22 protein-coding genes are annotated in these 22751 nt (G+C 60.7%); 8 read left to right on the top strand and 14 right to left on the bottom strand.

Features of this window, described 5'->3' with window-relative positions:
- The first annotated feature begins 63 nt into the window (after positions 1–63).
- The 4 genes from BHU62_RS16190 (at position 64) to htpX (ending at position 4632) form a co-directional block, all read left to right on the top strand.
- Complete coding sequence (locus BHU62_RS16190; protein ID WP_073532910.1) at positions 64–561, top strand: GAF domain-containing protein; 498 nt, start codon at positions 64–66, stop codon at positions 559–561.
- Positions 562–657: 96 nt separating this feature from the next.
- A complete protein-coding gene (gene proQ, locus BHU62_RS16185) occupies positions 658–1368 on the top strand; it encodes an RNA chaperone ProQ (RefSeq protein WP_073532909.1) in 711 nt (236 codons plus the stop codon).
- Positions 1369–1387: 19 nt separating this feature from the next.
- Complete coding sequence (prc, locus tag BHU62_RS16180; RefSeq protein ID WP_073532908.1) at positions 1388–3436, top strand: carboxy terminal-processing peptidase; 2049 nt, start codon at positions 1388–1390, stop codon at positions 3434–3436.
- A gap of 311 nt (positions 3437–3747) precedes the next feature.
- Positions 3748–4632, top strand: coding sequence for a protease HtpX (gene htpX, locus BHU62_RS16175; RefSeq protein ID WP_016927998.1), 885 nt, complete (start codon positions 3748–3750; stop codon positions 4630–4632).
- 56 nt (positions 4633–4688) lie between these two features.
- Here the strand turns inward: htpX and BHU62_RS16170 are convergent, their stop codons facing one another.
- Complete coding sequence (locus tag BHU62_RS16170; RefSeq protein WP_073532930.1) at positions 4689–6077, bottom strand: MFS transporter; 1389 nt, start codon at positions 6075–6077, stop codon at positions 4689–4691.
- Between the two features lie 231 nt (positions 6078–6308).
- Between BHU62_RS16170 and kdgR the strand changes: the two genes are divergently transcribed.
- Entirely contained in the window at positions 6309–7100 is a 792-nt protein-coding gene (gene kdgR, locus BHU62_RS16165; RefSeq protein WP_073532907.1) for a DNA-binding transcriptional regulator KdgR, read from the top strand.
- A 46-nt stretch (positions 7101–7146) separates the two neighbouring features.
- On the opposite strand, the gene BHU62_RS16160 is transcribed toward kdgR, so the two are convergent.
- The 5 genes from BHU62_RS16160 to phnR form a co-directional block, all read right to left on the bottom strand.
- On the bottom strand, positions 7147–7950 hold the full coding sequence (locus BHU62_RS16160; RefSeq protein WP_073532906.1) for an ABC transporter permease: 804 nt from the start codon (positions 7948–7950) through the stop codon (positions 7147–7149).
- A 2-nt stretch (positions 7951–7952) separates the two neighbouring features.
- On the bottom strand, positions 7953–8816 hold the full coding sequence (phnU, locus tag BHU62_RS16155; protein ID WP_073532905.1) for a 2-aminoethylphosphonate ABC transporter permease subunit: 864 nt from the start codon (positions 8814–8816) through the stop codon (positions 7953–7955).
- Position 8817: 1 nt separating this feature from the next.
- Entirely contained in the window at positions 8818–9942 is a 1125-nt protein-coding gene (phnT, locus tag BHU62_RS16150) for a 2-aminoethylphosphonate ABC transport system ATP-binding subunit PhnT (protein ID WP_073532929.1), read from the bottom strand.
- A gap of 8 nt (positions 9943–9950) precedes the next feature.
- Positions 9951–10967 (bottom strand): 2-aminoethylphosphonate ABC transporter substrate-binding protein, encoded by a 1017-nt coding sequence (locus BHU62_RS16145; protein ID WP_073532904.1) that lies wholly within the window; start codon positions 10965–10967, stop codon positions 9951–9953.
- Between the two features lie 177 nt (positions 10968–11144).
- Positions 11145–11864: a phosphonate utilization transcriptional regulator PhnR gene (gene phnR, locus BHU62_RS16140; RefSeq protein WP_019454892.1), complete on the bottom strand. Its 720-nt coding sequence runs from the start codon at positions 11862–11864 to the stop codon at positions 11145–11147.
- Positions 11865–12018: 154 nt separating this feature from the next.
- On the opposite strand from phnR, the gene phnW reads away from it, so the two are divergent.
- Both phnW and phnX read left to right on the top strand, forming a co-directional pair.
- Positions 12019–13122, top strand: coding sequence for a 2-aminoethylphosphonate--pyruvate transaminase (phnW, locus tag BHU62_RS16135; RefSeq protein WP_073532903.1), 1104 nt, complete (start codon positions 12019–12021; stop codon positions 13120–13122).
- A 9-nt stretch (positions 13123–13131) separates the two neighbouring features.
- Positions 13132–13941 (top strand): phosphonoacetaldehyde hydrolase, encoded by an 810-nt coding sequence (phnX, locus tag BHU62_RS16130; protein ID WP_073532902.1) that lies wholly within the window; start codon positions 13132–13134, stop codon positions 13939–13941.
- A 63-nt stretch (positions 13942–14004) separates the two neighbouring features.
- Here phnX and BHU62_RS16125 read toward each other — a convergent pair whose 3' ends face one another.
- The 3 genes from BHU62_RS16125 to hxpB form a co-directional block, all read right to left on the bottom strand.
- Positions 14005–15396 (bottom strand): L-cystine transporter, encoded by a 1392-nt coding sequence (locus BHU62_RS16125; protein ID WP_073532901.1) that lies wholly within the window; start codon positions 15394–15396, stop codon positions 14005–14007.
- Positions 15397–15580: 184 nt separating this feature from the next.
- Positions 15581–16129 carry a metal-dependent hydrolase gene (locus BHU62_RS16120; RefSeq protein ID WP_049300228.1) on the bottom strand — a complete coding sequence of 183 codons (549 nt, stop codon included), beginning with the start codon at positions 16127–16129 and terminating at the stop codon, positions 15581–15583.
- 425 nt (positions 16130–16554) lie between these two features.
- A complete protein-coding gene (gene hxpB, locus BHU62_RS16115; protein WP_073532900.1) occupies positions 16555–17220 on the bottom strand; it encodes a hexitol phosphatase HxpB in 666 nt (221 codons plus the stop codon).
- A gap of 235 nt (positions 17221–17455) precedes the next feature.
- On the opposite strand from hxpB, the gene BHU62_RS16110 reads away from it, so the two are divergent.
- A complete protein-coding gene (locus BHU62_RS16110; RefSeq protein ID WP_073532899.1) occupies positions 17456–18016 on the top strand; it encodes a YniB family protein in 561 nt (186 codons plus the stop codon).
- Between the two features lie 36 nt (positions 18017–18052).
- On the opposite strand, the gene BHU62_RS16105 is transcribed toward BHU62_RS16110, so the two are convergent.
- From BHU62_RS16105 to BHU62_RS16085, 5 genes are all read right to left on the bottom strand, one after another.
- Positions 18053–18922 carry a fructosamine kinase family protein gene (locus tag BHU62_RS16105; protein WP_073532898.1) on the bottom strand — a complete coding sequence of 290 codons (870 nt, stop codon included), beginning with the start codon at positions 18920–18922 and terminating at the stop codon, positions 18053–18055.
- Between the two features lie 239 nt (positions 18923–19161).
- On the bottom strand, positions 19162–20016 hold the full coding sequence (locus tag BHU62_RS16100) for a metal ABC transporter permease (RefSeq protein WP_073532897.1): 855 nt from the start codon (positions 20014–20016) through the stop codon (positions 19162–19164).
- On the bottom strand, positions 20016–20876 hold the full coding sequence (gene yfeC, locus BHU62_RS16095; RefSeq protein ID WP_033638311.1) for an iron/manganese ABC transporter permease subunit YfeC: 861 nt from the start codon (positions 20874–20876) through the stop codon (positions 20016–20018). Before yfeC ends, BHU62_RS16100 begins: the two co-directional genes overlap by 1 nt.
- Positions 20876–21766, bottom strand: a complete 891-nt coding sequence (locus BHU62_RS16090; protein ID WP_073532896.1) for a manganese/iron ABC transporter ATP-binding protein — start codon at positions 21764–21766, stop codon at positions 20876–20878. Before BHU62_RS16090 ends, yfeC begins: the two co-directional genes overlap by 1 nt.
- Positions 21763–22707, bottom strand: coding sequence for a metal ABC transporter substrate-binding protein (locus BHU62_RS16085; protein ID WP_073532895.1), 945 nt, complete (start codon positions 22705–22707; stop codon positions 21763–21765). Before BHU62_RS16085 ends, BHU62_RS16090 begins: the two co-directional genes overlap by 4 nt.
- Between the last annotated feature and the right edge of the window lie 44 nt (positions 22708–22751).

The raw sequence follows: 22751 nt of genomic DNA, 5'->3' as shown, positions 1-22751 counted from the left end.
GCTTATTTTATAGGGCCTAAGCTTTGGGCTTCTGGCCATCTTCATTGTTTCAATGGTTAACACATGACAAAAGAACAATTCTACGCGGAATTAAAACGTGACCTGAGCGCGTTGCTCGGCGGAGAGACCAACTTTATCGCCGCGTTGTCCAACGCCAGCGCGCTGATCAACGAGCGCCTGGATGACGTGAACTGGGCCGGTTTCTATCTGATGGATGGCGACCAGCTGGTGCTGGGACCGTTCCAGGGCAAGATCGCCTGCGTACGCATCCCGGTGGGCAAGGGCGTGTGCGGCACGGCGGTGGCGGAAAACTGCGTGCAACGCGTCGGCGACGTGCATGCGTTTCCGGGCCATATCGCCTGCGATGCGGCCAGCAACGCGGAAATCGTGCTGCCGCTGTCGGTCGGCGGCCGGGTGATCGGTGTTTTAGACATCGACAGCACGGTTTATCAACGCTTCGACGAACAGGACGAAGCGGGCCTGAAAGCAGTGGTGGCGGGGCTTTGCGAGCAACTGGAACAGTGTGACAGTGCGAAATACGTCACTGTGGCGGCAAGTTGATCGACGGTTAACGTGGCAATTACCGATGGCGTCATTATAATGACGCCTGTTCATGCCTGTGGCTTGTTGGCAATACCGTTGTAATCAGGAAATTTCATGGAAAATCAACCTAAGTTGAACTCTAGTAAAGAAGTCATTGCTTTTCTTGCCGAGCGTTTTCCGCTCTGCTTTAGCGCCGAAGGCGAAGCTCGTCCGCTGAAAATCGGTATTTTTCAGGATTTGGTAGAGCGCGTGCAGGGGGAAGAGAGTCTCAGCAAAACGCAGTTGCGTTCTGCCCTGCGCCTGTACACCTCAAGCTGGCGTTACCTGTACGGTGTCAAAGTTGGCGCGCAGCGCGTCGATTTGGACGGTAACCCGTGCGGTGAACTGGAACAGCAGCATGTCGATCATGCTCGCCAGCAGCTTGAAGAAGCCAAAGCGCGCGTTCAGGCACAGCGTGCCGAACAAAACGCCAAAAAACGTGAAGCCGCCGGTGAATCCGCCGATGCTGCGCCACGCCGTCCGCGTCCAGCCGGTAAAAAGCCCGCTGCACGTCGCGAAGGCGGAGCCGCGCCGGAAAACCGCAAGCCGCGCCCACAAACTCGCCCACAGCCAGCTCGTCAACCTCGTGCAGCAAAAGAGGAAAGCCAGCCGCGTTATGCGCCAGTCACGGATATCTCTAAACTGCAAATTGGCCAGGAAATCAAAGTCAGAGCAGGCAAGAGCGCGATGGATGCTACCGTACTCGAAATCGCTAAAGATGGCGTACGTGTGCAGCTCTCTTCCGGTCTGGCGATGATTGTGCGCGCAGAACACTTGCAGTTCTGATACGGAGGCCAACCAAGGCATGAACAAATTCGTCAGATTAACAGCGATTGCAGGGCTGCTGTGGGCGGGTGTCAGTTACGGCGCGGAAACAGCCAACATCCGCATCGGTCAACTGCCCCAACTGCAACAGGAACCCCAGCACGCTACGGTGAGTGAGCGCGTAACTTCGCGCTTCACTCGCTCTCATTACCGCCAGTTTGCCCTCGATGCGGAGTTTTCAGGCAAGATCTTCGATCGCTACCTGAATATGCTGGACTACAACCATAACGTGCTGTTGGCCTCCGACGTGGCGCAGTTCGCCGGCAAACGCAATCAGGTCGGCGAAGAGCTGAAAACCGGCAAGCTGGACACCTTCTACGCGCTGTTCAATCTGGCGCAGAAACGCCGTTTCGAGCGTTACACCTATGCGTTGTCGCTGCTGGAAAAGCCAATGAACTTTACCGGCAACGGCACTATCGATCTCGACCGCAGCAAAGCGCCGTGGCCGAAAGACAAGGCCGAGCTGGATAGCCTGTGGGATGCGAAAGTCACCTATGACGAGCTGAACCTCAAGCTGACCGGCAAAACCGACAAAGAAATCCGCGATACGCTGACCAAGCGTTATCAGTTCGCCATCAAGCGCCTGACGCAAAGCAACAGCGAAGACGTCTTCCAGCTGGCGATGAACGCCTTTGCGCATGAAATCGATCCGCACACCAACTACCTGTCTCCGCGTAACACCGAGCAGTTCAACACCGAGATGAGCCTGTCGCTGGAAGGCATCGGCGCGGTGCTGCAGATGGATGACGACTACACCCTGATCAACTCTATGGTGCCGGGCGGCCCGGCGGCGAAGAGCAAGGCGATCACCGTGGGCGATCGCATCGTCGGCGTCGGCCAGGCCGGCAAACCGATGGTGGACGTGATCGGCTGGCGTCTGGACGACGTGGTGTCGTTGATCAAAGGGCCGAAGGGCAGCAAAGTGCGCCTGGATATCCTTCCTGCCGGCAAGGGCACCAAAACCCGCGTGGTCACCTTGACTCGCGAGCGTATTCGCCTGGAAGACCGCGCGGTGAAAATGACCATCAAGACCGTCGGCAAAGAGAAGGTGGCGGTGTTCGACATCCCCGGCTTCTACGTCGGTCTGACCGATGACGTGAAAGTGCAGCTGCAGAAGATGGCCAAGCAGAACGTCAAGAGCGTGATCATCGATCTGCGCACCAACGGCGGCGGCGCGCTGACCGAAGCGGTGTCGCTGTCCGGCCTGTTCATTCCGAGCGGCCCGGTGGTGCAGGTGCGCGACAACAACGGCAAAGTGCGTGAAGACGCCGACACCGACGGCGTGACCTACTACAAAGGCCCGCTGGTGGTGCTGGTCGATCGCTTCAGCGCCTCCGCCTCCGAGATTTTCGCGGCGGCGATGCAGGATTATGGCCGCGCGCTGATCGTCGGCGAACCGACCTTCGGTAAAGGCACCGTGCAGCAGTACCGTTCGCTGAACCGCATCTACGACCAGATGTTGCGCCCTGAATGGCCGGCGCTCGGTTCGGTGCAGTACACCATTCAGAAGTTCTATCGCGTCAACGGCGGTAGCACCCAGCGTAAAGGGGTGACCCCGGACATTCTGATGCCGACCGGCGTCGATCCGGCGGAAACCGGCGAAGCGTTTGAAGATAACGCCATGCCGTGGGACAGCATCAATGCGGCAACCTACAGCAAGACCGGCGATCTGACGCCGTTCGAGCCGGAACTGCTGAAAGATCATCAGCAGCGCATCGCGCAAAATCCGGAGTTCCAGTACATCGCGCAGGATATCGCGCATTACAAGGCGCTGAAGGATAAACGCAACATTGTGTCCCTCAATCTGGCGGTGCGCGAGAAAGAGAACCACGATGACGACGCGACCCGTCTGAAACGCATCAATGAGCGTTTGGAGCGCGCCGGCAAGAAACCGCTGAAATCGCTCGACGATCTGCCGAAGGATTACCAGGAACCGGATCCGTACCTGGATGAAACCGTGCATATCGCGCTGGACCTGGCTCATCTGGACAAGGATCAGCCTGCACAGCAGCCGGCACCGGCCAAATAAGGTCGCGGCTCGCAGTATGAAAAACGCACCCTCGGGTGCGTTTTTTTATGGCTGCGATCAATCACGGTTTCTGTGAGAGGCGAATGGAGGGCATGCTGATGAATCACCTGGCAGATTTATCGTAAAAAACCCTCCGCCTTGCGCAACAATCGTTTACAATTTGCCAAATCCCGGTTGCGCGTCGTTTTTGTAAAGTTTCGTATTTTTAGTAGGTTAATGACGCGCAACTCTTGAAACTGTGACAAATGCCCATACGATCTAGGGTATCTTAGACAGCGTTTTGTTAACATTTATGAGGAAGTAAACATTTTATGATGCGTATAGCTCTGTTCCTGCTCACCAACCTGGCGGTGATGTTGGTTTTCGGGCTGGTGCTCAGCCTGACAGGAATCCAATCCAGTAGTGTTCAGGGTCTGATGATCATGGCCGGTCTGTTCGGCTTCGGCGGCGCCTTCGTGTCGTTGCTGATGTCCAAGTGGATGGCGCTGCGCTCCGTCGGCGGGGAAGTGATTGAACAACCGCGCAACGAAACCGAAAACTGGCTGCTGGAAACGGTGCGCCGCCAGTCGCAGCAGGCGGGCATCGCCATGCCGCAGGTCGCTATCTACCACGCGCCGGACATCAACGCCTTCGCCACCGGCGCACGCCGCGACGCCTCGCTGGTCGCCGTCAGCACCGGCCTGTTGCAAAGCATGAGCCGCGACGAAGCGGAAGCGGTCATCGCGCACGAAATCAGCCACGTCGCCAACGGCGATATGGTGACCATGACCCTGATCCAGGGCATCGTGAACACCTTCGTGATCTTCATTTCGCGCCTGATCGCGCAGGTCGCTGCCGGCTTCCTGGGCAACCGCGACGGTGATGGCGAAGGGGAAGGCAACGGCAACCCGATGATTTACTTCGCGGTGTCGATGGTGCTGGAACTGGTGTTCGGCATCCTGGCGAGCATTATCACCATGTGGTTCTCGCGCCACCGCGAGTTCTACGCTGACGCCGGCTCCGCCAAACTGGTGGGCCGCGAGAAGATGATCGCCGCTTTGCAACGCCTGAAAACCAGCTACGAACCGCAGGAAGCGGGCAGCATGATGGCGTTCTGCATCAACGGCAAATCCAAGTCGTTCAGCGAACTGTTCATGTCGCACCCACCGCTCGACAAGCGTATCGAAGCGCTGCGTTCCGGCCAGTACCTGAAGTAATCGGCTGAATGAAATGAAAAACCCCGGCTCGCCGGGGTTTTTTTATGCCTGCCATATCACTCGCGGCTCGGTTGCACCGCCGGTGACGTCGATTGGCTGATGCGCAGGCTGCTGACCGCCGCCGCCAGGGTGGCGAACACGCCGGCCAGGATCAGCGAAGCGTGGGTGCCGGAGGTGGGAAACAGGTTGAACATCAGCGCCACCAGTGCGGCCCCCGAGGTTTGCCCCAGCAGGCGAGCAGTGCCCAGCATGCCGCTGGCGCCGCCGCTGCGGTTGCGCGGCGCGGCGGAGATGATGGTGTGGTTGTTGGGCGACTGGAACAGACCGAAGCCGGCGCCGCACAGCACCATGCGCCAGATGATGTCTAAATTGGACGGGTTCGTGGGCAGCAGCGCCAGCGAAAACAGCCCGAGCGCGAACACCGCCAGCCCGATGCAGCCCAGCAGGCCGCCGTGCACGCGCTCCACCAGCCGGCCGGCGATCGGCGCCATCACTACGATCGCCAGCGGCCACGGCGTCAGCAGCAATCCGGTCGCCACCTCGTCGCGGCCCAGTGCGCTTTGCAGGAAGAACGGCAGCGACACCATTGCCAGCATTTGCGCGGCGAACGAGCAGATTGAGGTGCCCATCGACAGGGCGAAAATCGGAATACGCAGCAGATCGACCGGCAGCAGCGGAAATTCCTGGCGCAGCTGGCGGCGCACGAATACTGCACCAATCGCCAGCAACGCGGCGATCTCGCTGAAGATCAACGTCAGGCTCTGGCCCTGGGCGAAGCCGCTGATGGCGGTGATCAGCAGGCCGAAGGTCAACGCGTTGAGCACCGCGCTGGTGGGATCGAAACGGCGGTTATCGCTTTTTTGGCCGTTGGCAGGCAGGAATTTCATACCCAGCAGCAGCGCGACGATGCCGATCGGCAGGTTGATGGCGAACAGCCACTGCCAGGAAGCGACCGACAGGATCGCCGCCGCCACCGTCGGCCCGGCCGCCGAAGAGCAGGCGACGATCAGTGAGTTGATGCCCATGCCGCGGCCGAGAAAACGCTGCGGGTAGATGATGCGGATCAGCGCGGTGTTGACGCTCATGATGGCGGCGGCGCCAAAGCCTTGCAGCACGCGGGCAATGGTCAGGGTGAGCAGCGAGTCGGACAGGGCGCAAAACAGCGAGGTGACGCTGAACACCAACAGCCCGGCCTGATAGATACGGCGATAGCCGACCAGATCGCCGAGCGACGCCAGCGACAGCAGGGACACGGTGATCGCCAGCTGATAGGCGTTGACCACCCAGATGGAGCTGGCCGGGCTGGCGTTGAGATCGCGCGCGATGGTGGGCAGCGCCACGTTGGCGATCGCGCCGTCGAGCACGGATACGGTAATGCCGAGGGCGATGGCGAAGATCGCGCCATAACGTTGCGGGACGGGGAGTCCGTCGGAACAAGGACGCATGTTGGTCTCAGCGGTATTCATTCAGGGGAGTATTATCATGCTAATCATATTCAGTCGCGTTTGCATGCGCCTTGTCCGCTTAATTGTAAGCGGCGGTGAGCGGGCCGGCGGTTATTCATTTAGCTTCAATCGGTTAGCGCTAAGCTGCGTTGCGTGTCGCGATCTGTTCCGATTATACTGAAACCCTTGTTTAAATTTCCTGAAACAAAACCGTTAAGTAGGGTATTCACCATGGCTAACGCAGATTCAGACAAGCAACCGGATGCCGTCTCATCCGTGATGAAAGTGTTCGGCATTTTGCAGGCGCTTGGCGATGAGCGCGAGATTGGCATTACCGAGCTGTCCCAACGGGTGATGATGTCTAAAAGCACCGTCTACCGCTTTCTGCAGACCATGAAAGCGCTGGGCTACGTCTCGCAGGAAGGCGAAACGGAAAAATACGCGCTGACGCTCAAGCTGTTCGAACTGGGCGCCAAGTCGTTGCAGAACGTCGATCTGATCCGCAGCGCCGACGTGCAGATGCGCGAACTGTCGAACCGCACCCGCGAAACCATTCACCTCGGTGCCTTGGACGAGGACGGCATCGTCTATATCCACAAGATCGACGCAATGTACAACCTGCGCATGTATTCGCGCATCGGCCGCCGCAACCCGCTGCACAGCACCGCCATCGGTAAAGTGCTGCTGGCCTGGCGCGATCGGGATGAGGTGGCGCAAATCCTGTCGCAGATTGAATTTACCCGCAGCACCGAACATACCCTGGCCAGCGCCAGCGAACTGTTGCCGGTGCTGGATCGGGTGCGTGCGCAGGGATACGGCGAAGATGCCGAGGAGCAGGAGGCGGGGATCCGCTGCATTGCGGTGCCGGTATTCGATCGGTTCGGGGTGGCGCTCGCCGGGCTGAGCATCTCATTCCCGACGCTGCGCTTTTCCGACGCGGCGCGGGAGGAGTATGTGGCGTTGCTGCACGTCGCCGCTCGGCGTATCTCCGAACAGCAGGGCTATCACGACTATCCGTTTTGACCCTGCTCTAAAATGAACAAGGCGCTGCAATGGCAGCGCCTTGTTGCTATTTCACGCCCGGCGTCAGCCGTTGCGAGATCCGCTCTAACACCAACATCAGCAGCAGCGTGGCCGCCACCAGGATCATGGTCAGCGTCGCGCCGTTGGCGATGCTGCCGCGGTCGGTCAGGCTGAAGATGGTGACCGGCAGCGTCGCCCAGCTCGGCGGGTAGATCATCATGGTCGCGCCCAGCTCCCCCATCGACAGCGACAGGCTGAGGGCGAAGGCGGAGATCATGTAGGGGGCGATCATCGGCAGGGTGACGTGGCGCAGGCGGAACAGCGGCGAAGCGCCCAGGCTGGCGGCGACGTTCTCGTAGTCGCTCGATAACCGAGTCAGCCCGGCCATCACGTTGCCGAAGGTGAAGGCGGAAATCAGCGCGAAGTGGGCGGCGGGCACGATCAGGAAGGTGCCGTTCATCTGCAGCGGCCCCTGGCTGAATGCCACCAGCATGCCCAGACCGATCGACACCGAGGGCACCGCGCTGGGAATGAAGAACAGCGTGCTCAGCAGCCGCTGGCCACGCCCCTGATGGTGGCGCAGCGCCAGCGCCGCCCAGGTGCCGCACAGCAGTGCGAACAGGCTGGCGGTAAAGCCGATGGCCAGGCTGGCGACCAGCGCGTCCCAAGAGGCGCCGCTGAAGGCCTGGCGGAAATGGCCGAGGGTGAAGCCGCTCGGCAGCACGCCGTTCCACTGTTCGCTCAGGCTGGACATCAGGATCACCGCCAGCGGCAGGCAGAAGAACAGGGCGAACAGGGTGACCGCCAGCGTACAGGTCAGGGTGCGGCCGGTGCGAGACCAAATCAACATCGTCAGTTCCTCAGCCCGGCGCGCGCCGCGGCGTAGCGATAAAGGGAGAACAGCCCGAGCGACAGCGCGATATTCACCACGGCGATCGTGCAGGCGACGGCGTAATCCGATTCCAGAATCGCCTTGGAATAGACCATCATCGGCAGCGTAGTGACCCCCTTGGCGCCGATAAACAGTACGATGCCGAATTCATTGGTGGTCAACAGCAGGCACAGGCTGCCACCGGCCAGCAACGCCGGCAGCGCGGCGGGCAAAATCACCTGGCGCACCACGCGCCCCGGCCGGGCGCCGAGGATGCTGGCGGCCTCGAGTTGGCTGCGATCGATCTGCGACAGCGCCGCCATCAACGGGCGCATCACCAGCGGCGTAAACACGGTGATTTCCGCCAGGATCACGCCCCAAATGGAGTAAAGAAAGTCCACCGGCGGCAGGGTGAAACCGAAGGTCGCCATCAGCGTGCCGTTCAACAGGCCGGCGGAGCCGTAGATAAAGGTGAAGGCCAGCGTGATCAGGAAGGTCGGCATGGCGATAAAGGTGTCGATTACCCGGGCGATCAGCCGGCTGCCGGGGAACGGCGTAAACACCAGCAGCAGCGACAGCAGGGTGCCGAGCACCAGGCAGCCCAGCGTCGCCAGCAGCGCAATCTGCAGCGTGTTGAGCAGGGCGCCGATAAAGCGTCGGGATTCGAACACCTGTTGCAGCGCGGCGGCGCTGAACAACCCCTGATCGTCGGTAAACGCCTGTTTGACGATCAGCGCCAGCGGATAGAAAAACAGCGTCGCCAGCACCAGCAGCGGCAGCAGGATCCACAGCCGGCGCGGTAAGCGCAGCCGCAGGGCCGGGCGAATAAGCGTAGAGTCGGTCATGTCAGTCCTCGATCAGTACCGCGTCGTCGGGGGCGAAATAGAGCGGCACGCGCTCGCCGATCTGTGGCATCTGGCTACGATGGGTGGTAACCACACGCAGCGGATGGCCTTCCGCATCGAACTGCAGGTGCGTCAACTCCCCCTGCCAGTGAATATCGCGCAACGTGCCGATGATGCAGTTGCTGCGTTGGGCGTCGGCATCGAGCGCGATATGCTGCGGCCGAATGCACAGCAGTTTGTCGAAGCCGCGCTGCGCGCCGTAGGTGAAACAGCCAACGACCTTGCCGGCACAGCTGACGGTGGTCATACCTTGCCCGGTGGTGGTCTCCAGGGCAGTAGCCGGCAGCAGGTTAGCGCGGCCGAGGAACTCGGCGGCGAAACGGTTTGGCGGATGGTGGTACAGCGCACGGGTTTCGCCGTGGGCGATCAGGCGGCCGTCGCGCATGATGCCAATTTTGTCCGCCAGCGTCAGCGCTTCGCCCTGATCGTGGGTGACATACAGAATGGTCAGCTCCGGCAGCTCGCGGTGCAGGCGGGCGATCTCTTCCACCATGCTGTGGCGGATTTGCGCGTCCAGTGCCGACAATGGTTCATCCAGCAACAGCACTTTGGGGCGCACCGCAATGGCGCGGGCGATCGCCACCCGCTGTTGCTGCCCGCCGGAGAGCTGGCTGGGATAACGCTTGGCGTAGGCGGACATGCCGACGATGGCCAACGCCTCTTCGACGCGCTCGGCGGTAAGGCCGCGCGGTTTGCCCTGCGCGCGCAGGCCGAACGCCACATTGTCCTCGACGCGCATATGCGGAAACAGCGCGTAGTTCTGCACGACCATACCCAGACCGCGTTCATAGGGCGGCACGTCGGTGACATCGGCGTCACCGATGGCGATGCGTCCGGCTGAGGGCTGCACGAAGCCGGCAATCGCCCGTAACACGGTGGTTTTGCCCGAACCGGAGGGGCCGATCAGTGCCAGCACTTCGCCGGGGGCGATGGTAAGCGTCAGAGGTTTCAGTACTTCGGTGCCGCGATACGACACGCTGACGCGGTCGAGCTGAATGCCCGACGGGCCGGCGATGTCCAGGCTGTTATCCCGCGCCGAGGCGCGGGAGGAGAGGGGCGAGGGCATAATCAGAGTCATTCGCTTTCGGTCACCTTGTGCCAGCGGGAGATGTCGGCGGACAGGCTGCTCACCACCTGATTCCAGTCCGGTGCCCAGATGTCCACGCCCTGCAGCGCCGCCTGCGACTGCTTGAAGTTATCGTCGGTCGGGGTGACGTCCTTGCGCACCGGCATGCCGTAGGAAATGGCGCTGACGCTACTCTGCGCTTCTTTGCTCAGCAGGAAGTCGATCAGCTTTTTGCCGTTGGCGCTTTGCGGTGCACCTTGCACCAGGCCGACGTAGTAAGGCAGCACCAGCGTGCTGCGCTTGCCGTCCGGCCCGGCCGGCCAGAACACCTTCACGTTCGGGTTGCTGCGCATCTGCGCCAGGTTCATCTGCAGATCGCCGTTGGCCACCAGCAGCTCGCCTTTATTGACCAGCGCGGTCAGCTTGCCGGTGGAAGCGGAAGGGCCGACGTTGTTGCTTTGCAGCTTGCCGAGGTAGGCGAAACCGGCGTCTTTGCCGCCGAAGCTGTGAAACGCCTGCAGCATCACCGCGGTGCCGTCACCCGCCTGGCCTGGCGTGGAGTACTGCAGCTTGTTGCGGAACTGCGCGTCCAGCAGCTGTTGATAGCTGGCGGGCGCCTGCGGCAACAGTTTGGCGTTATAGATGAAGCTCAGGTAGTTGTTCACCAGCGGCACGAACTGCGGCTGGGCGTCGGCGATCTGCGCCGCATCCTGTGGGGTGAAGTCCTGCAGCAGCTTTTCCGCGGCGGCGCGCTGGATGAACGGCGGCAGCGTCACCAGCACGTCGGCCTGCGGGTTGCTGCGCTCTTTCGACAGCCGCTCTACGATGGCGCCGGAGCCGCCTTCGACGTACTGCACCTTGATGCCGGTCGCCTGAGTGAAGGCGTCGAACTGGGTTTGATACCAGCTGTGATCGCCGTCGTGCAGCCCATCGGCGGAATAGACGGTCACTACCGCATCGGCGGCCCAGGCCGGCGCGGCACCGAGTGCGATGGCGGTCATAACGACCAGACGAGAAAGTTTCATAGCTTCAGCCTCACTGTTGTGGGTTAATGCGAAACTGGTATACACCAGATATGCGGCCAAGCTAATCGGCGAATGTGACAAACAAATGAAAGCAGCAAAATATATTTGCTGGCAACGGGGGATTGGGCGTGGGAGAGGAAGGCGGGGCTGCGGGCGCAGCCCCCGTCATGCGTGGGGTTAAAGCGTATCGACTTCGATGCGCAGGCTGTCGTGGCGCCAGTATTCGATATCGAAATCGAGAATCCGGCCGTGCTGATCGTAATTCAGTCGGCGTAGCAGCAAAGCGGGCAGACCGACCATGGCACCGAGTGCGTTGGCGGCGCGGTAAGGCAGGGCCGTCGGGTAGAACGACAGATGCATGTTGCTGTAAATCAGCGAGTAATGTTGCTGATAGACCTCAGTCAGGCTGCCGTTGAGATCGTGGCTGAGCAATTCCGGCACCCGTTGCGGCAGGCAGTGGTTTTCGCAGTAGCAGATCGCGCGGCCGTCGGCGTAGCGTACGCGGCGCAGCAGATACACCTGATCGAACGGTTCGAGCGCCAGCGGCTGCATCACGTCGAGCGGCACCGTGGTTTTTTCGCCGGACAGCAGCGCGGTGCGCGGCGTGCGCCCTTGCTCCTGGCAGAGGCGGTGGAAGTTGGTGTTCTGCGTCGGATCCAGCCACAGCCGCTCCGGCGTGACGAACCAGCCGCGGCGATCGGCGCGGTAGATGGCGCCGGTGGCCTCCAACTGCGCCAGGCTCTCGCGAATGGTGACGCGAGTGGTGGAGAAGATGGCACACAGCTCGCGCTCCGAAGGCAGCTTGTCGCCTGCCTGCAGCGCGCCGCGGGTGATGCGCGCCTGAAGCTGATCCTTGATCTGCAGGTAGTGGGGCATATCGCCCTGATGTTCTTTCATTTCATCTCGCTATGGCATCGGCCCGACATTCCGGCACGCGCTTATTATACATAGCCAGATGAATTTTTTGTTTCACCGCGCTTTGTCGTTTGACCGGGGAAGGAATTTACCGCCACAATGCTTGCAATCTGGTATAGACCAATAGGTGAATAACATGTCCGATCGTAACTACCTGCTGTTGACCCCCGGCCCGTTGACCACGTCGAAAACGGTAAAAGAGGCGATGCTGTTCGACAGCTGCACCTGGGATGAAGATTACAACCTCGGCGTGGTGCAGCGCATCCGCCAACAATTGGTGGCGCTGGCGACGCCGTCCGCCGGTTACACCTCGGTGCTGCTGCAGGGCAGCGGCAGTTTTGCGGTGGAAGGCGTGCTGGGCACGGCCATCGGCCCGCAGAACAAGCTGCTGATCGTCAACAACGGCGCCTACGGGGCGCGGATGATCGAAATGGCGCGGCTGATGGATATCGACCACCACGCTTTCGATTGCGGTGAGGTGAATGAGCCGGACGTGGCGGCAATGGAGGCGGTGCTGAAAAGCGACGCGCGCATCAGCCATATCGCTATGGTGCACTGTGAAACCACCACCGGCATGCTCAACCCGCTGCAGAAGGTCGCCGGCCTGGCGGCGCGCAACGGCAAGACCTTTATCGTCGACGCCATGAGCAGCTTCGGCGGCATCCCGTTGGATGTTGACGCGCTGGGTATCGATTTTCTCATCAGCTCCGCCAACAAATGCATTCAGGGCGTGCCGGGCTTCGCTTTCGTCATCGCCCGGCGCAGCGAACTGGAGAAATGCGCCGGCCGTTCACGCTCGCTGTCGCTGGATCTGTATGCCCAGTGGCGCTGTATGGAAGACCAGGCCGGCAAATGGCGCTTTACGTCGCCGACCCACACCGTGCTGGCCTTCGCACAGGCGCTGAAAGAGCTGGAACAGGAGGGCGGTATCGCCGCGCGCCACCGCCGTTATCAGACCAATCAGCACCGGCTGGTGGCGGGCATGCGCGAGCTGGGCTTTGAGACCCTGCTCGATGATGCGTTGCATTCGCCGATCATCACCGCCTTCTATTCGCCGAAGGCGGACACTTACCGCTTCGCCGAGTTTTATCAGCGTCTGAAGCAGCAAGGGTTTGTGATCTATCCCGGCAAGGTGTCGCAGAGCGACTGTTTCCGTATCGGCAACATCGGGGAAATTTATCCGCAAGATATCGAACGTTTGCTGGCGGCAGTCGGGCAGGCGATGTACTGGAATCAATAAGGATTGACCATGAAACAGATCAACGCAGTGATCCTCGACTGGGCCGGCACCACGGTGGACTTCGGCTCCTTCGCACCGACGCAACTTTTTGTCGAGGCGTTCAAACAAACCTTCGATATCGACATCAGCCTGGCGGAAGCGCGTATTCCGATGGGGCTGGGTAAATGGCAGCACATCGAGGCGCTAGGCAAGCTGCCGGCGGTCGACGCGCGCTGGCGGCAGAAGCTGGGCCGCTCGATGAGCCACCAGGACATCGACGCGCTGTATCAGGCATTTATGCCGCTGCAAATCGCCAAAGTGATCGACTTCGCCGATCCGATCGAGGGCGTACCGCAGGTGATTGCCGGGTTGCGCGAGCAGGGCATCAAAATCGGTTCCTGTTCCGGTTATCCACGTGCGGTGATGGAAGTGCTGGTGCCTGCCGCTGCGGAGCGTGGCTATGCACCGGACTACTGGGTCGCCACTGACGATCTCGCGGCCGGTGGTCGGCCGGGACCGTGGATGGCGTTGCAGAACGCGATCGCGCTGGGCATCGATGCGGTGGCGCACTGTGTGAAGGTCGATGACGCGGTGCCGGGCATTGCCGAAGGGTTGAACGCCGGGATGTGGAGCGTCGGGCTGGCGCTGTCCGGCAACGAGTTCGGCGCGACCTGGCCGGAGTACCGCCGGATGGCGGCGGGAGAGATCGAGCAGCGCCGCACGGCGGCCGCCGATAAGCTGTATGCGGCGGGCGCACATTATGTGGTAGACACGTTGGCGCAATTGCCGGGGGTGATCGCCGACATCAACCGGCGGTTGGCGAACGGCGAGCGGCCGTAACGACCGAACGCGGGGCATAAAAAAACCGGGGAGGATCCCCGGTTTTTTCGTTTTGAGACGGCGTTAACGGTGAGCCAATTCGACTTCGTCTTCGCTGTCCATCACGGTTTTGTCGGTTTGCTTCATCAGCTGGCTGGTGATGGTGCCCGCCGCCATGGAGCCGTTGACGTTCAGCGCGGTACGGCCCATGTCGATCAGCGGTTCGACCGAGATCAGCAGCGCGACCAGCGTTACCGGCAGGCCCATCGCCGGCAGCACGATCAGCGCGGCGAAGGTAGCGCCGCCGCCCACGCCCGCCACACCGGCGGAGCTGATGGTGACGATGCCGACCAGGGTGGCGATCCACACCGGATCCAGCGGGTTGATGCCGACGGTTGGTGCAACCATCACCGCCAGCATCGCCGGGTAGAGGCCCGCACAGCCGTTCTGGCCGATGGTGGCGCCGAACGAAGCCGAGAAGCTGGCGATGGATTCCGGCACGCCCAAACGACGGGTCTGCGCTTCCACGTTCAGCGGAATGCTGGCGGCGCTGGAACGGCTGGTGAAGGCGAAGGTGATTACCGGCCAAACCTTGCGGAAGAACTTCAGCGGGTTAACGCCGGTGAAGGCCAGCAGGACAGCGTGGACCACGAACATGATGGCCAGACCGATGTACGAGGCCACCACGAAGCCGCCGAGCTTGACGATGTCGTGAATGTTGGAACCGGCGACCACTTTGGTCATCAGCGCCAGCACGCCGTATGGCGTCAGCTTCATGACCAAACGCACCAGCTTCATCACCCAGGCCTGCAGGGTATCGATAGCCACCAGCACGCGCTCGCCTTTCGGCTTGTCGTCTTTCAGCAGCTGCAGCGACGCCACGCCGAGGAAGGTGGCGAAAATCACCACGCTGATGATCGAGGTCGGGCTGGCACCGGTCAGATCGGCGAACGGGTTTTTCGGGATGAACGACAGTACCATCTGCGGCACGGTCAGGTCGGCCAGCTTACCTACGTAGTTGGTTTGGATCGCCGTCAGACGCGCGCTTTCCTGCGCGCCTTGCACCAGGCCTTCGGCGGTCAGGCCGAACAGGTTGGTGACCAGCACGCCCACCAGCGCCGAGATCAGCGTGGTGAACAGCAGCGTGCCGATGGTCAGGACGCTGATTTTGCCCAGAGAAGAGGCGTTATGCAGTTTGGCCACCGCGCTCAGGATCGAGGCGAACACCAGCGGCATGACGATCATTTGCAGCAGTTGCACATAGCCGTTGCCGACGATGTTGAACCAGCTGATGGACTCTTTCAGTACCGGGTTGTCGGAGCCGTACACCAACTGCAGACCCAAACCGAACACCACGCCGACCACCAGGCCGACCAGTACTTTTTTCGCCAGGCTCCATTGCTTGTGGCGGGTTTGCGCCAACAGCAAAAGGAGGGCGACAAACACCAGCACGTTAATCACGAGCGGAAGATTCATCCCCAATGTCTCCAATAATCTTTCTTATATTAAAACGACTACGCACCACGATATGTAGCGATGTAAATATCGTAACAGTTTGCCGAGCGGCTCACTTATATCCAAATGGAATTTGATATAGCTTTTTGTGTATATTCGTTCGTTTTATATACATAAGGGTGATTGGTTGAGCGACTTTGTGTGATCAGAGTCTAATATTTCTGATTTGCTCTACGTAGGATTGCACCGGGAGGGTGAAATCACCTTGCCAGCAGATGGCAAACGCTACCAGACAGAGGCACAGCACGCGCTCCAGCTGATTGCCTTTTTGCGAATTGAGCAGCGGCAGGCGAAAACGCCAGCGGCACGGCCACAGCAGCGGGACGCCGGCGGGAGTGAGCATGTCGGCCAGCAGATGGCTGAAATAACCGATGATCATGGCGTGCAGTACGTCGGCCGGGATCGGCCAACTGCGCGGCACGTCCAGCTGAAACAGCGCCATGCCGCCGGCGATCGCCAGCAGGCTGTGGGTGAAGCCGCGGTGGCCGAAGGCGCGGGCGATGGGAATGGCGATCCAGCGCAGGCGCTGACCGAGCACCGACTTCGGATGGTCGATGTCTGGCAGCAGCGAGGTCAGCAGCGCGGCGGGTATGATGTGCCACCAGTCGCCGGTAGCCAGCTCTGGCGTGACTTCCGCCTTCTTGGCGAAGATCGCGCAAGCGACAGAGAATATAAGGTGTCCTTCCGCGGTCATGCTGTTGCGATTCCGGCTGGTAAACTGTTAATTTATCCAGTATATGGGAAAATTCCCAGTAGTGGAAGCAGTTACCCTGTAACCAATTGTTTATTTTTCCCTGTTTTACAACGGCTTGTTACGTCAGCGCGCAACAAATCATCGGTTTAGAGGGGCGGGGGTAAAAATTGAGCAGTTCGTCATGTCGGGGAAAGATACGATAGCGGTTCTTCGCAGGTTAACGACGGGCATCAGCGGCGGCCGCAAAGAGCGCTGCGTGGTAGTGACAGCGCCTCGCAGGCCGTCGTTTCCCCTGCCGCGCAGCATAAAGATAACAGCACGGTAACTCAATAATCATGAAGCACCGTTTCGCTTACTTTGCCGCATGGTTCCCTTTCATCACGGATGTCAGGGGAAACAGAGGCGCCGGGGCCGGCGCCGCAGGATCAGGCCAAGTGCGCGGGGGTGAGCTGTTCCAGGGTGTCCAACTTATGGTCCGCCAGTGCCCAGCGCGGATCGTGGCGATATTCGGCGGCCGGGATCACGATGGAGCGCATACGCGCGGCCTTGGTGGCGATCATACCGTTAAAAGAGTCCTCCAGCGTGATGCAGCGCAACGGATCGCTGCCCAGGCGCTCGGCGGCGATCAAGTAGACCTCAGGATGCGGTTTGCTGTATGGCAGATACTCGGCGGAAACCAGCTGATCGAAGTAACCCTCAAGATCGAACATCTTCAGCACCTGCTGCTGCATGTGCAGCGGCGAGGCGGAGGCCAGGCCGATGTTCAGCCCCTGGCTGCGGCACAGCGCCAGCGCCTGCTGGACGCCCGGCAGCAGCGGGCGCGTCTCGTGCACCAGCTCGATGGCGCGCTCGATAATCCGCGCCGACACTTCATCGAGCGAAACCCCGTGCCAAGGCATTGCCTGATGCCACATCTTCACCACCAGATCGATGCGCAAGCCCAGGGTGTCCGGCAGCTTGTGACGATCGGACAGATCCAGGCCCAGCGTGCCGAAGATATCCAGCTCGGCCTGCAGCCATAGCGGTTCCGAGTCGATCAACAGGCCGTCCATATCAAAAATTGCGGTTTCAATGCGTTGCGAATAAGCCATTAGCGGGTAACTCCTGCCGGCGCGGGTGGGTGAATGTCCCGCTACTGTAACATTGCCGACGGGCCGCTTCAAAATGGGGGGCAGCGGCGAAGGGCGCGTGGTAGCAGGTAAACTGTTGATTTCGGCGAATTCGGCTAAGCTTGTAGCACAGCGGGAATGAAGAAAACGGTGGGCGAGTTTCGCCAACTGCAGGTAGACTTAGCCGATTCGGTTACGTCGCTAACAAGGGGAACACATGACGTATCAACAGGCCGGGCGTATCGCCATTTTGAAACGCATTCTCGGATGGGGGGTTTTTATCCCGGCGTTGCTGTCGACGCTGATTTCCGTGCTGGGCTTTATCTATCAGCACAGTGAAAAAACCAAGGGCATCAACGCGGTGATGCTGGATTTTGTCCACGTGATGGTGGATATGGTGCGCTTCAACACGCCGTTCTTGAACCTCTTCTGGTACAACTCACCGGTGCCTGACGTGGATAAAAGCCTGTTCAGCGGCGCCAATCTGATGTTCATCATCATCTATATATTGATCTTCGTCGGGCTGGCGCTGCAGGCCTCCGGCGCGCGCATGTCGCGCCAGGTCAAGTTCATCCGCGAAGGGTTGGAAGACCAGATGATCCTGGAGCAGGCCAAGGGCAGCGAAGGGCACACGCGCCAGCAGCTGGAAGAGCGCATTACGTTGCCACACCACACCATCTTCCTGCAGTACTTCCCGCTGTATGTCTTGCCGATCGTGATTGCGGTGATCGCCTGGTTTGTGATCCGTCTGTTGGGTCAGTTGGCCGGCGCGGCTTGATGAAATGAACGGGGCGCCGAGGGGCGCCCCGCAACGTTATGACGTTTCGCGTTGCAACAACGCTTCCACTGCGCGTTGCGCGGCTACCAGATGCTGGCCGCCAAACAGGTTGCTGCGGTTGAGCAGGTAGTACAGCTGATACAGCGGCTGGCGTTCGATAAATCCTGCCTCCAGCGGCCACACGCTCTGATAGCCGTCGTAGATCTGCGGCGGCAGCTCGGGATACAGCGGCAGCATCGCCAAATCGCACTCTCGGTCGCCCCAGTAGCTGGCCGGGTCGAACAGGATCGGCCCGTGGGCGGTCATTGCGCAATTGCCTGGCCACAGGTTGCCGTGCAGCAGGGAAGGCTGCGGCTGGTGGTGCTGCAAGCGCAGATACACCCGATCGACAATGTCGTCGATGTCGCCGAAGGTCATGCCTTTCTCCGCCGCCAGCTGCAGCTGCCAGCCGATACGCTGCTCGGCGAAGAATTCCGACCAGCGGCGCTGCCAGGCGTTGGGTTGCGGGGTGGTGGTTAGATCGCTGTCGAAGTCGAGACCGAACTGCGGTTGCTCGCTCCACTGGTGCAAATGCGCCAGCTGCTGGCCCAGGCAGTAGGCGCCGTGGGCGTCGAGGGGTTTCAGCTGCTGATACTCCAGCAGCAGGAAGCTGTAGTCGCGATCGCTGCCGACGCCGTACACTTCCGGTACCCGCACGCTCTTGCTGCGCGCCAGCAACGCCAGCTGATCGGCCTCGGCGGTGAATATCGGCAGTTGTTCACGGGCGTCGCATTTCACGAACACCTCGTTATCTCCGTAACTCACGCGCCATGCCGGGTGAATGTCGCCCCCGGGCAGTTCAGTCCTTTCGCGTATCTCTGCGCTGCCAAGATGTTCACTTAACAGACGGCTAACGGCTTGCCACATGGTATTTCCCCCTCTGTGCTGCCTGATAATTCATTAGGTTAGCGTCTTTCCCTTGGTGAAAACACGACGCGGCGCACAGCCGGCGTCAAAGGCTGCGATTTTTTCAGCACCTCGCCAGCTCAAAGTATATACCCTATTGATTAATTTAAGCGCAATACTGGTTGCAACTTGATGACAAAGGACGGGAGAACGGCGGAAAATCCGATGCGGCGCTGGGGCGCGCCGCATCGGCAGCGGGGTTAAGCGTTGGTGAGCGTGGATGGGTTACGCTGTAACGGACGTAACTTGCTGTACAACAAGGCGATGATGAACAACACCGCCTGCACGATGACGATGCAGGGCCCGGTGGCGCCGTCGATGTGAAAGCTGATCAGGGTGCCGAGTACGCAGGAGAATACCGACACCAGCGTCGCCACCATCAGCATGCGATCGAAGCGGCGGCACAGCATAAAGGCGATGATGCCGGGGGCGATCAGCATGGCGATCACCAATATCACCCCCACGGCCTGCAGCGAGGCGACGATGGTCATCGCCAGCAGGCACAGCAGCCCATAGTGCAGCAGTTTGACCGGCAGGCCGATCACCCGCGCATGGTGCGGATCGAAACAGTACAGCATGAAGTCTTTGCGTTTGAGCAGCACCACCGCCAGGGTGATGCCGGCGATCAGCAGGGTTTGCTTCAGCTCGCCGTCGGTAATGCCCAGCATGTTGCCGAACAGAATGTGGCTCAGGTGCTGGTCGGTGTCGATGCGTGAGAACAGCACCAGGCCGAAGGCGAACATGCCGGAAAAGACGATGCCCATCACCGTATCTTCCTTTACCCGACTGTTTTCTTTCAGGTAGCCGGTGGCGACCGCGCAGAAGATGCCGGACAGGAATGCGCCGATCGCCAGCGGAATGCCGACGACGAACGCCACCACGATGCCGGGCAGCACCGCGTGCGAGATGGCGTCGCCCATCAGCGACCAGCCTTTGAGCACCAGATAGCAGGAAAGTACGGCACATACCACGCCAGTGACGATGGCGGCGACGATCGCCCGCTGCATGAACGGGTAGGCGAACGGTTCACTGAGCAGTTGATACAGGGTGTCCATCAGCGGCCTCCGGTTTGCGAATGCGCCACGCGGCGCCTGGACGCCAGCAGGCCGTGTTTCGGCGCGAAGAAGAACGCGGCCAGGAACACCAGCGTTTGCAAGGTGACGATCACCCCGCCGGTGGCGCCGTCGAGGAAGAAGCTCAGGTAGGCGCCGATGCCGCTGGTCAGGGCGCCGATAATGATGGCGATGATCACCAGCCGGCTGAAGCGGTCGGTCAGCAGATAGGCGGTGGCGCCCGGCGTGATCACCATGGCGATCACCAGAATGGCGCCGACGGTTTGCAGCGCAGCGACGGTGCAGGCGCTGAGCAGGGTGAAGAACAGGATCTTCAACCGCAGCGGCGACAGGCCGATCGACACCGCGTGGCTCTCGTCGAAGAACACTGCCAGCAGGTCTTTCCACACCAGGCACAGGATCAGCAGCGAAACGCCGATGATGATTTCCACCTGCAACACGTCTTCGTCGGCGATGCCGAGGATATTGCCGAAGATGATCGACTGCACGTTGACCGAAGTGGGGTTGAGCGACACGATCAGCAGGCCGACGGCGAAGAAGGTGGAGAAGATAAAGCCGATGATGGCGTCTTCGCGCAGTCGGGTGATGTGGCGCACCAGCGTCATCGCCAGCGCCGCCAGCATGCCGGTGAAAAAGGCGCCGGCGGCGTAGGGTAGGCCGAGAGCGTAGGCGCCGGCCACGCCGGGCACTACCGAGTGCGACAGCGCGTCGCCCATCAGCGACCATCCCTTCAACATCAGGTAGGCGGACAGGAACGCGCAGGCGGCACCGACGATGGCGCTGACCCAGATGGCCTTCACCATGTAGTTATAACTGAAGGGTTGCAACAGAAGGTCCAGCATCAGGATTGTCTCTCCCTGGCCTGGCTGTTGGCCGGCGGATCGCTCTTGGTGTGGCCGTAGAACACCGCCGGGCGCTCATCATCGGTCAACACCGTGACGGTGCGCGGATCGTTGTCGTCGTGCAGATCCGGCCCGGAGAGGTTGATATGGCGCAGCACGCCGCCGAACGCCAGTTCCAGATTGCTCTGAGTGAAGGTGGTTTCGGTCGGGCCGGCGGCCAGCACCGTGCGGTTGATGAGGATCACGCGATCGCAGAACTCCGGCACGCTGCCGAGGTTGTGGGTGGACACCAGGATCAGGTGCCCCTCGTCGCGCAACGCGCGCAGCAGCTCGATGATGGCGTTTTCGGTTTTCACGTCCACGCCGGTGAACGGTTCGTCCAGCAGCAGCACCGTACCCTGTTGTGCCAGCGCGCGCGCCAGAAACACGCGCTTCTTCTGGCCGCCGGACAGCTCGCCGATCTGCCGCCCGCGCAGTTCGCTCAGGCCGACGCGCTCCAGCGCTTTGTCGACCCGTAGCCGATCCTCGCGCGACGGAATGCGCAGAAAGTTCATCTTGCCGTAGCGGCCCATCATCACCACGTCTTCCACCAGCACCGGGAAGTTCCAGTCGACGTCCTCGGTCTGGGGCACATAGGCGATCAGGTTCTTTTTCAGCGCGTCCGCCACCGGTTTGTCGTTCAGCGATACCTGGCCGGCAGTGGGCCTGACCAGGCCCATGATGCTTTTGAATAACGTCGACTTGCCGCTGCCGTTGACGCCGACCAGCGCACAGATCGACCCGCCGCTCAGCGTGAAGCCGGCATTGTGAATGGCGGTATGGCCGTTGTTGTAGGTCACTGTTACATCGTCCACGTTCAATTCAGGGCGGACAAACAGCTCGTTGGTCATTGATCGAATCCTTTGGCGATGGTTTGTACGGTGGTGTTGAGTAAATCGATATAGGTCGGCACCGGGCCGTCGCGAGTGGACAGGGAGTCCACATACAGTACGCCGCCGTATTTGGCGCCGGTCTCTTTCGCCACCTGTTTGGCCGGCTTGTCGGAAATAGTGCTCTCGCTGAACACCACCGGAATATGCTGGGCGCGCACCGCGTCGATCACCCGGCGCACCTGCTGCGGTGAGCCTTGCTCATCGGCGTTGATCGGCCACAGGTAGACCTCTTTCAGCTGGTAGTCTTGCGCCAGATAGCTGAAGGCGCCTTCACTGGTCACCAGCCAGCGCTGCGCGGCCGGAATGCGGGCCAGGCGTTCGCGCAGCGGGGCGTCCAGCGCGCCGATTTTCTCGGCGTAGGCTTTGGCGTTGCGGTTGTAGGTTTCCGCATTGGCCGGGTCGTGCGCCACCAGCGCTTTGCGGATGTTCTCGATATACACCAGCGCGTTGCTCGGCGACATCCAGGCATGCGGGTTCGGGTTGCCGTTATACGGCCCTTCGCGGATCGGCAGTGGGGTGATGCCTTCGGTCACCACCGCCGCCGGCACCTGCTTGATGTTCTCGAAGAAGCGCTGGAACCAGCGTTCCAGGTTCATGCCGTTCCACAGGATCAGGTCGGCGTGCTGCGCCTTGACGATATCGCGCGGGGTGGGTTGATAGTCGTGGATCTCGGCACCCGGCTTGGTGATGGATTCCACCACGGCGGCGTCACCCGCCACGTTCTGGGCGATGTCCTGAATGATGGTGAAGGTGGTCACCACACGCAGCTTCTTTTCCGCCAGCGCGTTTTGGCTGACCAGCACGGCGCCGAGCAGCAGGCAAAAGAGGGTGACGGGGCGTAACAGTGCGGCAGCGCGGGGAAGGCGACCGCGGCGAAAAGCGCAATTTATCAATGGCATGATGACGTCTCCTGGCTCAAATGAAAATGATTATCAATATCAAT

Source organism: Serratia marcescens (assembly GCF_001902635.1).
In the GTDB taxonomy this organism is placed as follows: Bacteria; Pseudomonadota; Gammaproteobacteria; order Enterobacterales; family Enterobacteriaceae; genus Serratia; species Serratia marcescens_F.
The sequence above is the reverse complement of the archived record's forward strand: the minus strand, read 5'-3'. Positions and strand labels throughout refer to the sequence as shown.

Excerpts from the sequence above, each read along its gene's own strand:
- BHU62_RS16190 (WP_073532910.1), top strand. The coding sequence starts at position 64 with ATGACAAAAGAACAATTCTACGCGGAATTAAAACGTGACCTGAGCGCG.
- proQ (WP_073532909.1), top strand. The coding sequence starts at position 658 with ATGGAAAATCAACCTAAGTTGAACTCTAGTAAAGAAGTCATTGCTTTT.
- prc (WP_073532908.1), top strand. The coding sequence starts at position 1,388 with ATGAACAAATTCGTCAGATTAACAGCGATTGCAGGGCTGCTGTGGGCG.
- htpX (WP_016927998.1), top strand. The coding sequence starts at position 3,748 with ATGATGCGTATAGCTCTGTTCCTGCTCACCAACCTGGCGGTGATGTTG.
- BHU62_RS16170 (WP_073532930.1), bottom strand. The coding sequence starts at position 6,077 with ATGCGTCCTTGTTCCGACGGACTCCCCGTCCCGCAACGTTATGGCGCG.
- kdgR (WP_073532907.1), top strand. The coding sequence starts at position 6,309 with ATGGCTAACGCAGATTCAGACAAGCAACCGGATGCCGTCTCATCCGTG.
- BHU62_RS16160 (WP_073532906.1), bottom strand. The coding sequence starts at position 7,950 with ATGTTGATTTGGTCTCGCACCGGCCGCACCCTGACCTGTACGCTGGCG.
- phnU (WP_073532905.1), bottom strand. The coding sequence starts at position 8,816 with ATGACCGACTCTACGCTTATTCGCCCGGCCCTGCGGCTGCGCTTACCG.
- phnT (WP_073532929.1), bottom strand. The coding sequence starts at position 9,942 with ATGCCCTCGCCCCTCTCCTCCCGCGCCTCGGCGCGGGATAACAGCCTG.
- BHU62_RS16145 (WP_073532904.1), bottom strand. The coding sequence starts at position 10,967 with ATGAAACTTTCTCGTCTGGTCGTTATGACCGCCATCGCACTCGGTGCC.
- phnR (WP_019454892.1), bottom strand. The coding sequence starts at position 11,864 with ATGAAAGAACATCAGGGCGATATGCCCCACTACCTGCAGATCAAGGAT.
- phnW (WP_073532903.1), top strand. The coding sequence starts at position 12,019 with ATGTCCGATCGTAACTACCTGCTGTTGACCCCCGGCCCGTTGACCACG.
- phnX (WP_073532902.1), top strand. The coding sequence starts at position 13,132 with ATGAAACAGATCAACGCAGTGATCCTCGACTGGGCCGGCACCACGGTG.
- BHU62_RS16125 (WP_073532901.1), bottom strand. The coding sequence starts at position 15,396 with ATGAATCTTCCGCTCGTGATTAACGTGCTGGTGTTTGTCGCCCTCCTT.
- BHU62_RS16120 (WP_049300228.1), bottom strand. The coding sequence starts at position 16,129 with ATGACCGCGGAAGGACACCTTATATTCTCTGTCGCTTGCGCGATCTTC.
- hxpB (WP_073532900.1), bottom strand. The coding sequence starts at position 17,220 with ATGGCTTATTCGCAACGCATTGAAACCGCAATTTTTGATATGGACGGC.
- BHU62_RS16110 (WP_073532899.1), top strand. The coding sequence starts at position 17,456 with ATGACGTATCAACAGGCCGGGCGTATCGCCATTTTGAAACGCATTCTC.
- BHU62_RS16105 (WP_073532898.1), bottom strand. The coding sequence starts at position 18,922 with ATGTGGCAAGCCGTTAGCCGTCTGTTAAGTGAACATCTTGGCAGCGCA.
- BHU62_RS16100 (WP_073532897.1), bottom strand. The coding sequence starts at position 20,016 with ATGGACACCCTGTATCAACTGCTCAGTGAACCGTTCGCCTACCCGTTC.
- yfeC (WP_033638311.1), bottom strand. The coding sequence starts at position 20,876 with ATGCTGGACCTTCTGTTGCAACCCTTCAGTTATAACTACATGGTGAAG.
- BHU62_RS16090 (WP_073532896.1), bottom strand. The coding sequence starts at position 21,766 with ATGACCAACGAGCTGTTTGTCCGCCCTGAATTGAACGTGGACGATGTA.
- BHU62_RS16085 (WP_073532895.1), bottom strand. The coding sequence starts at position 22,707 with ATGCCATTGATAAATTGCGCTTTTCGCCGCGGTCGCCTTCCCCGCGCT.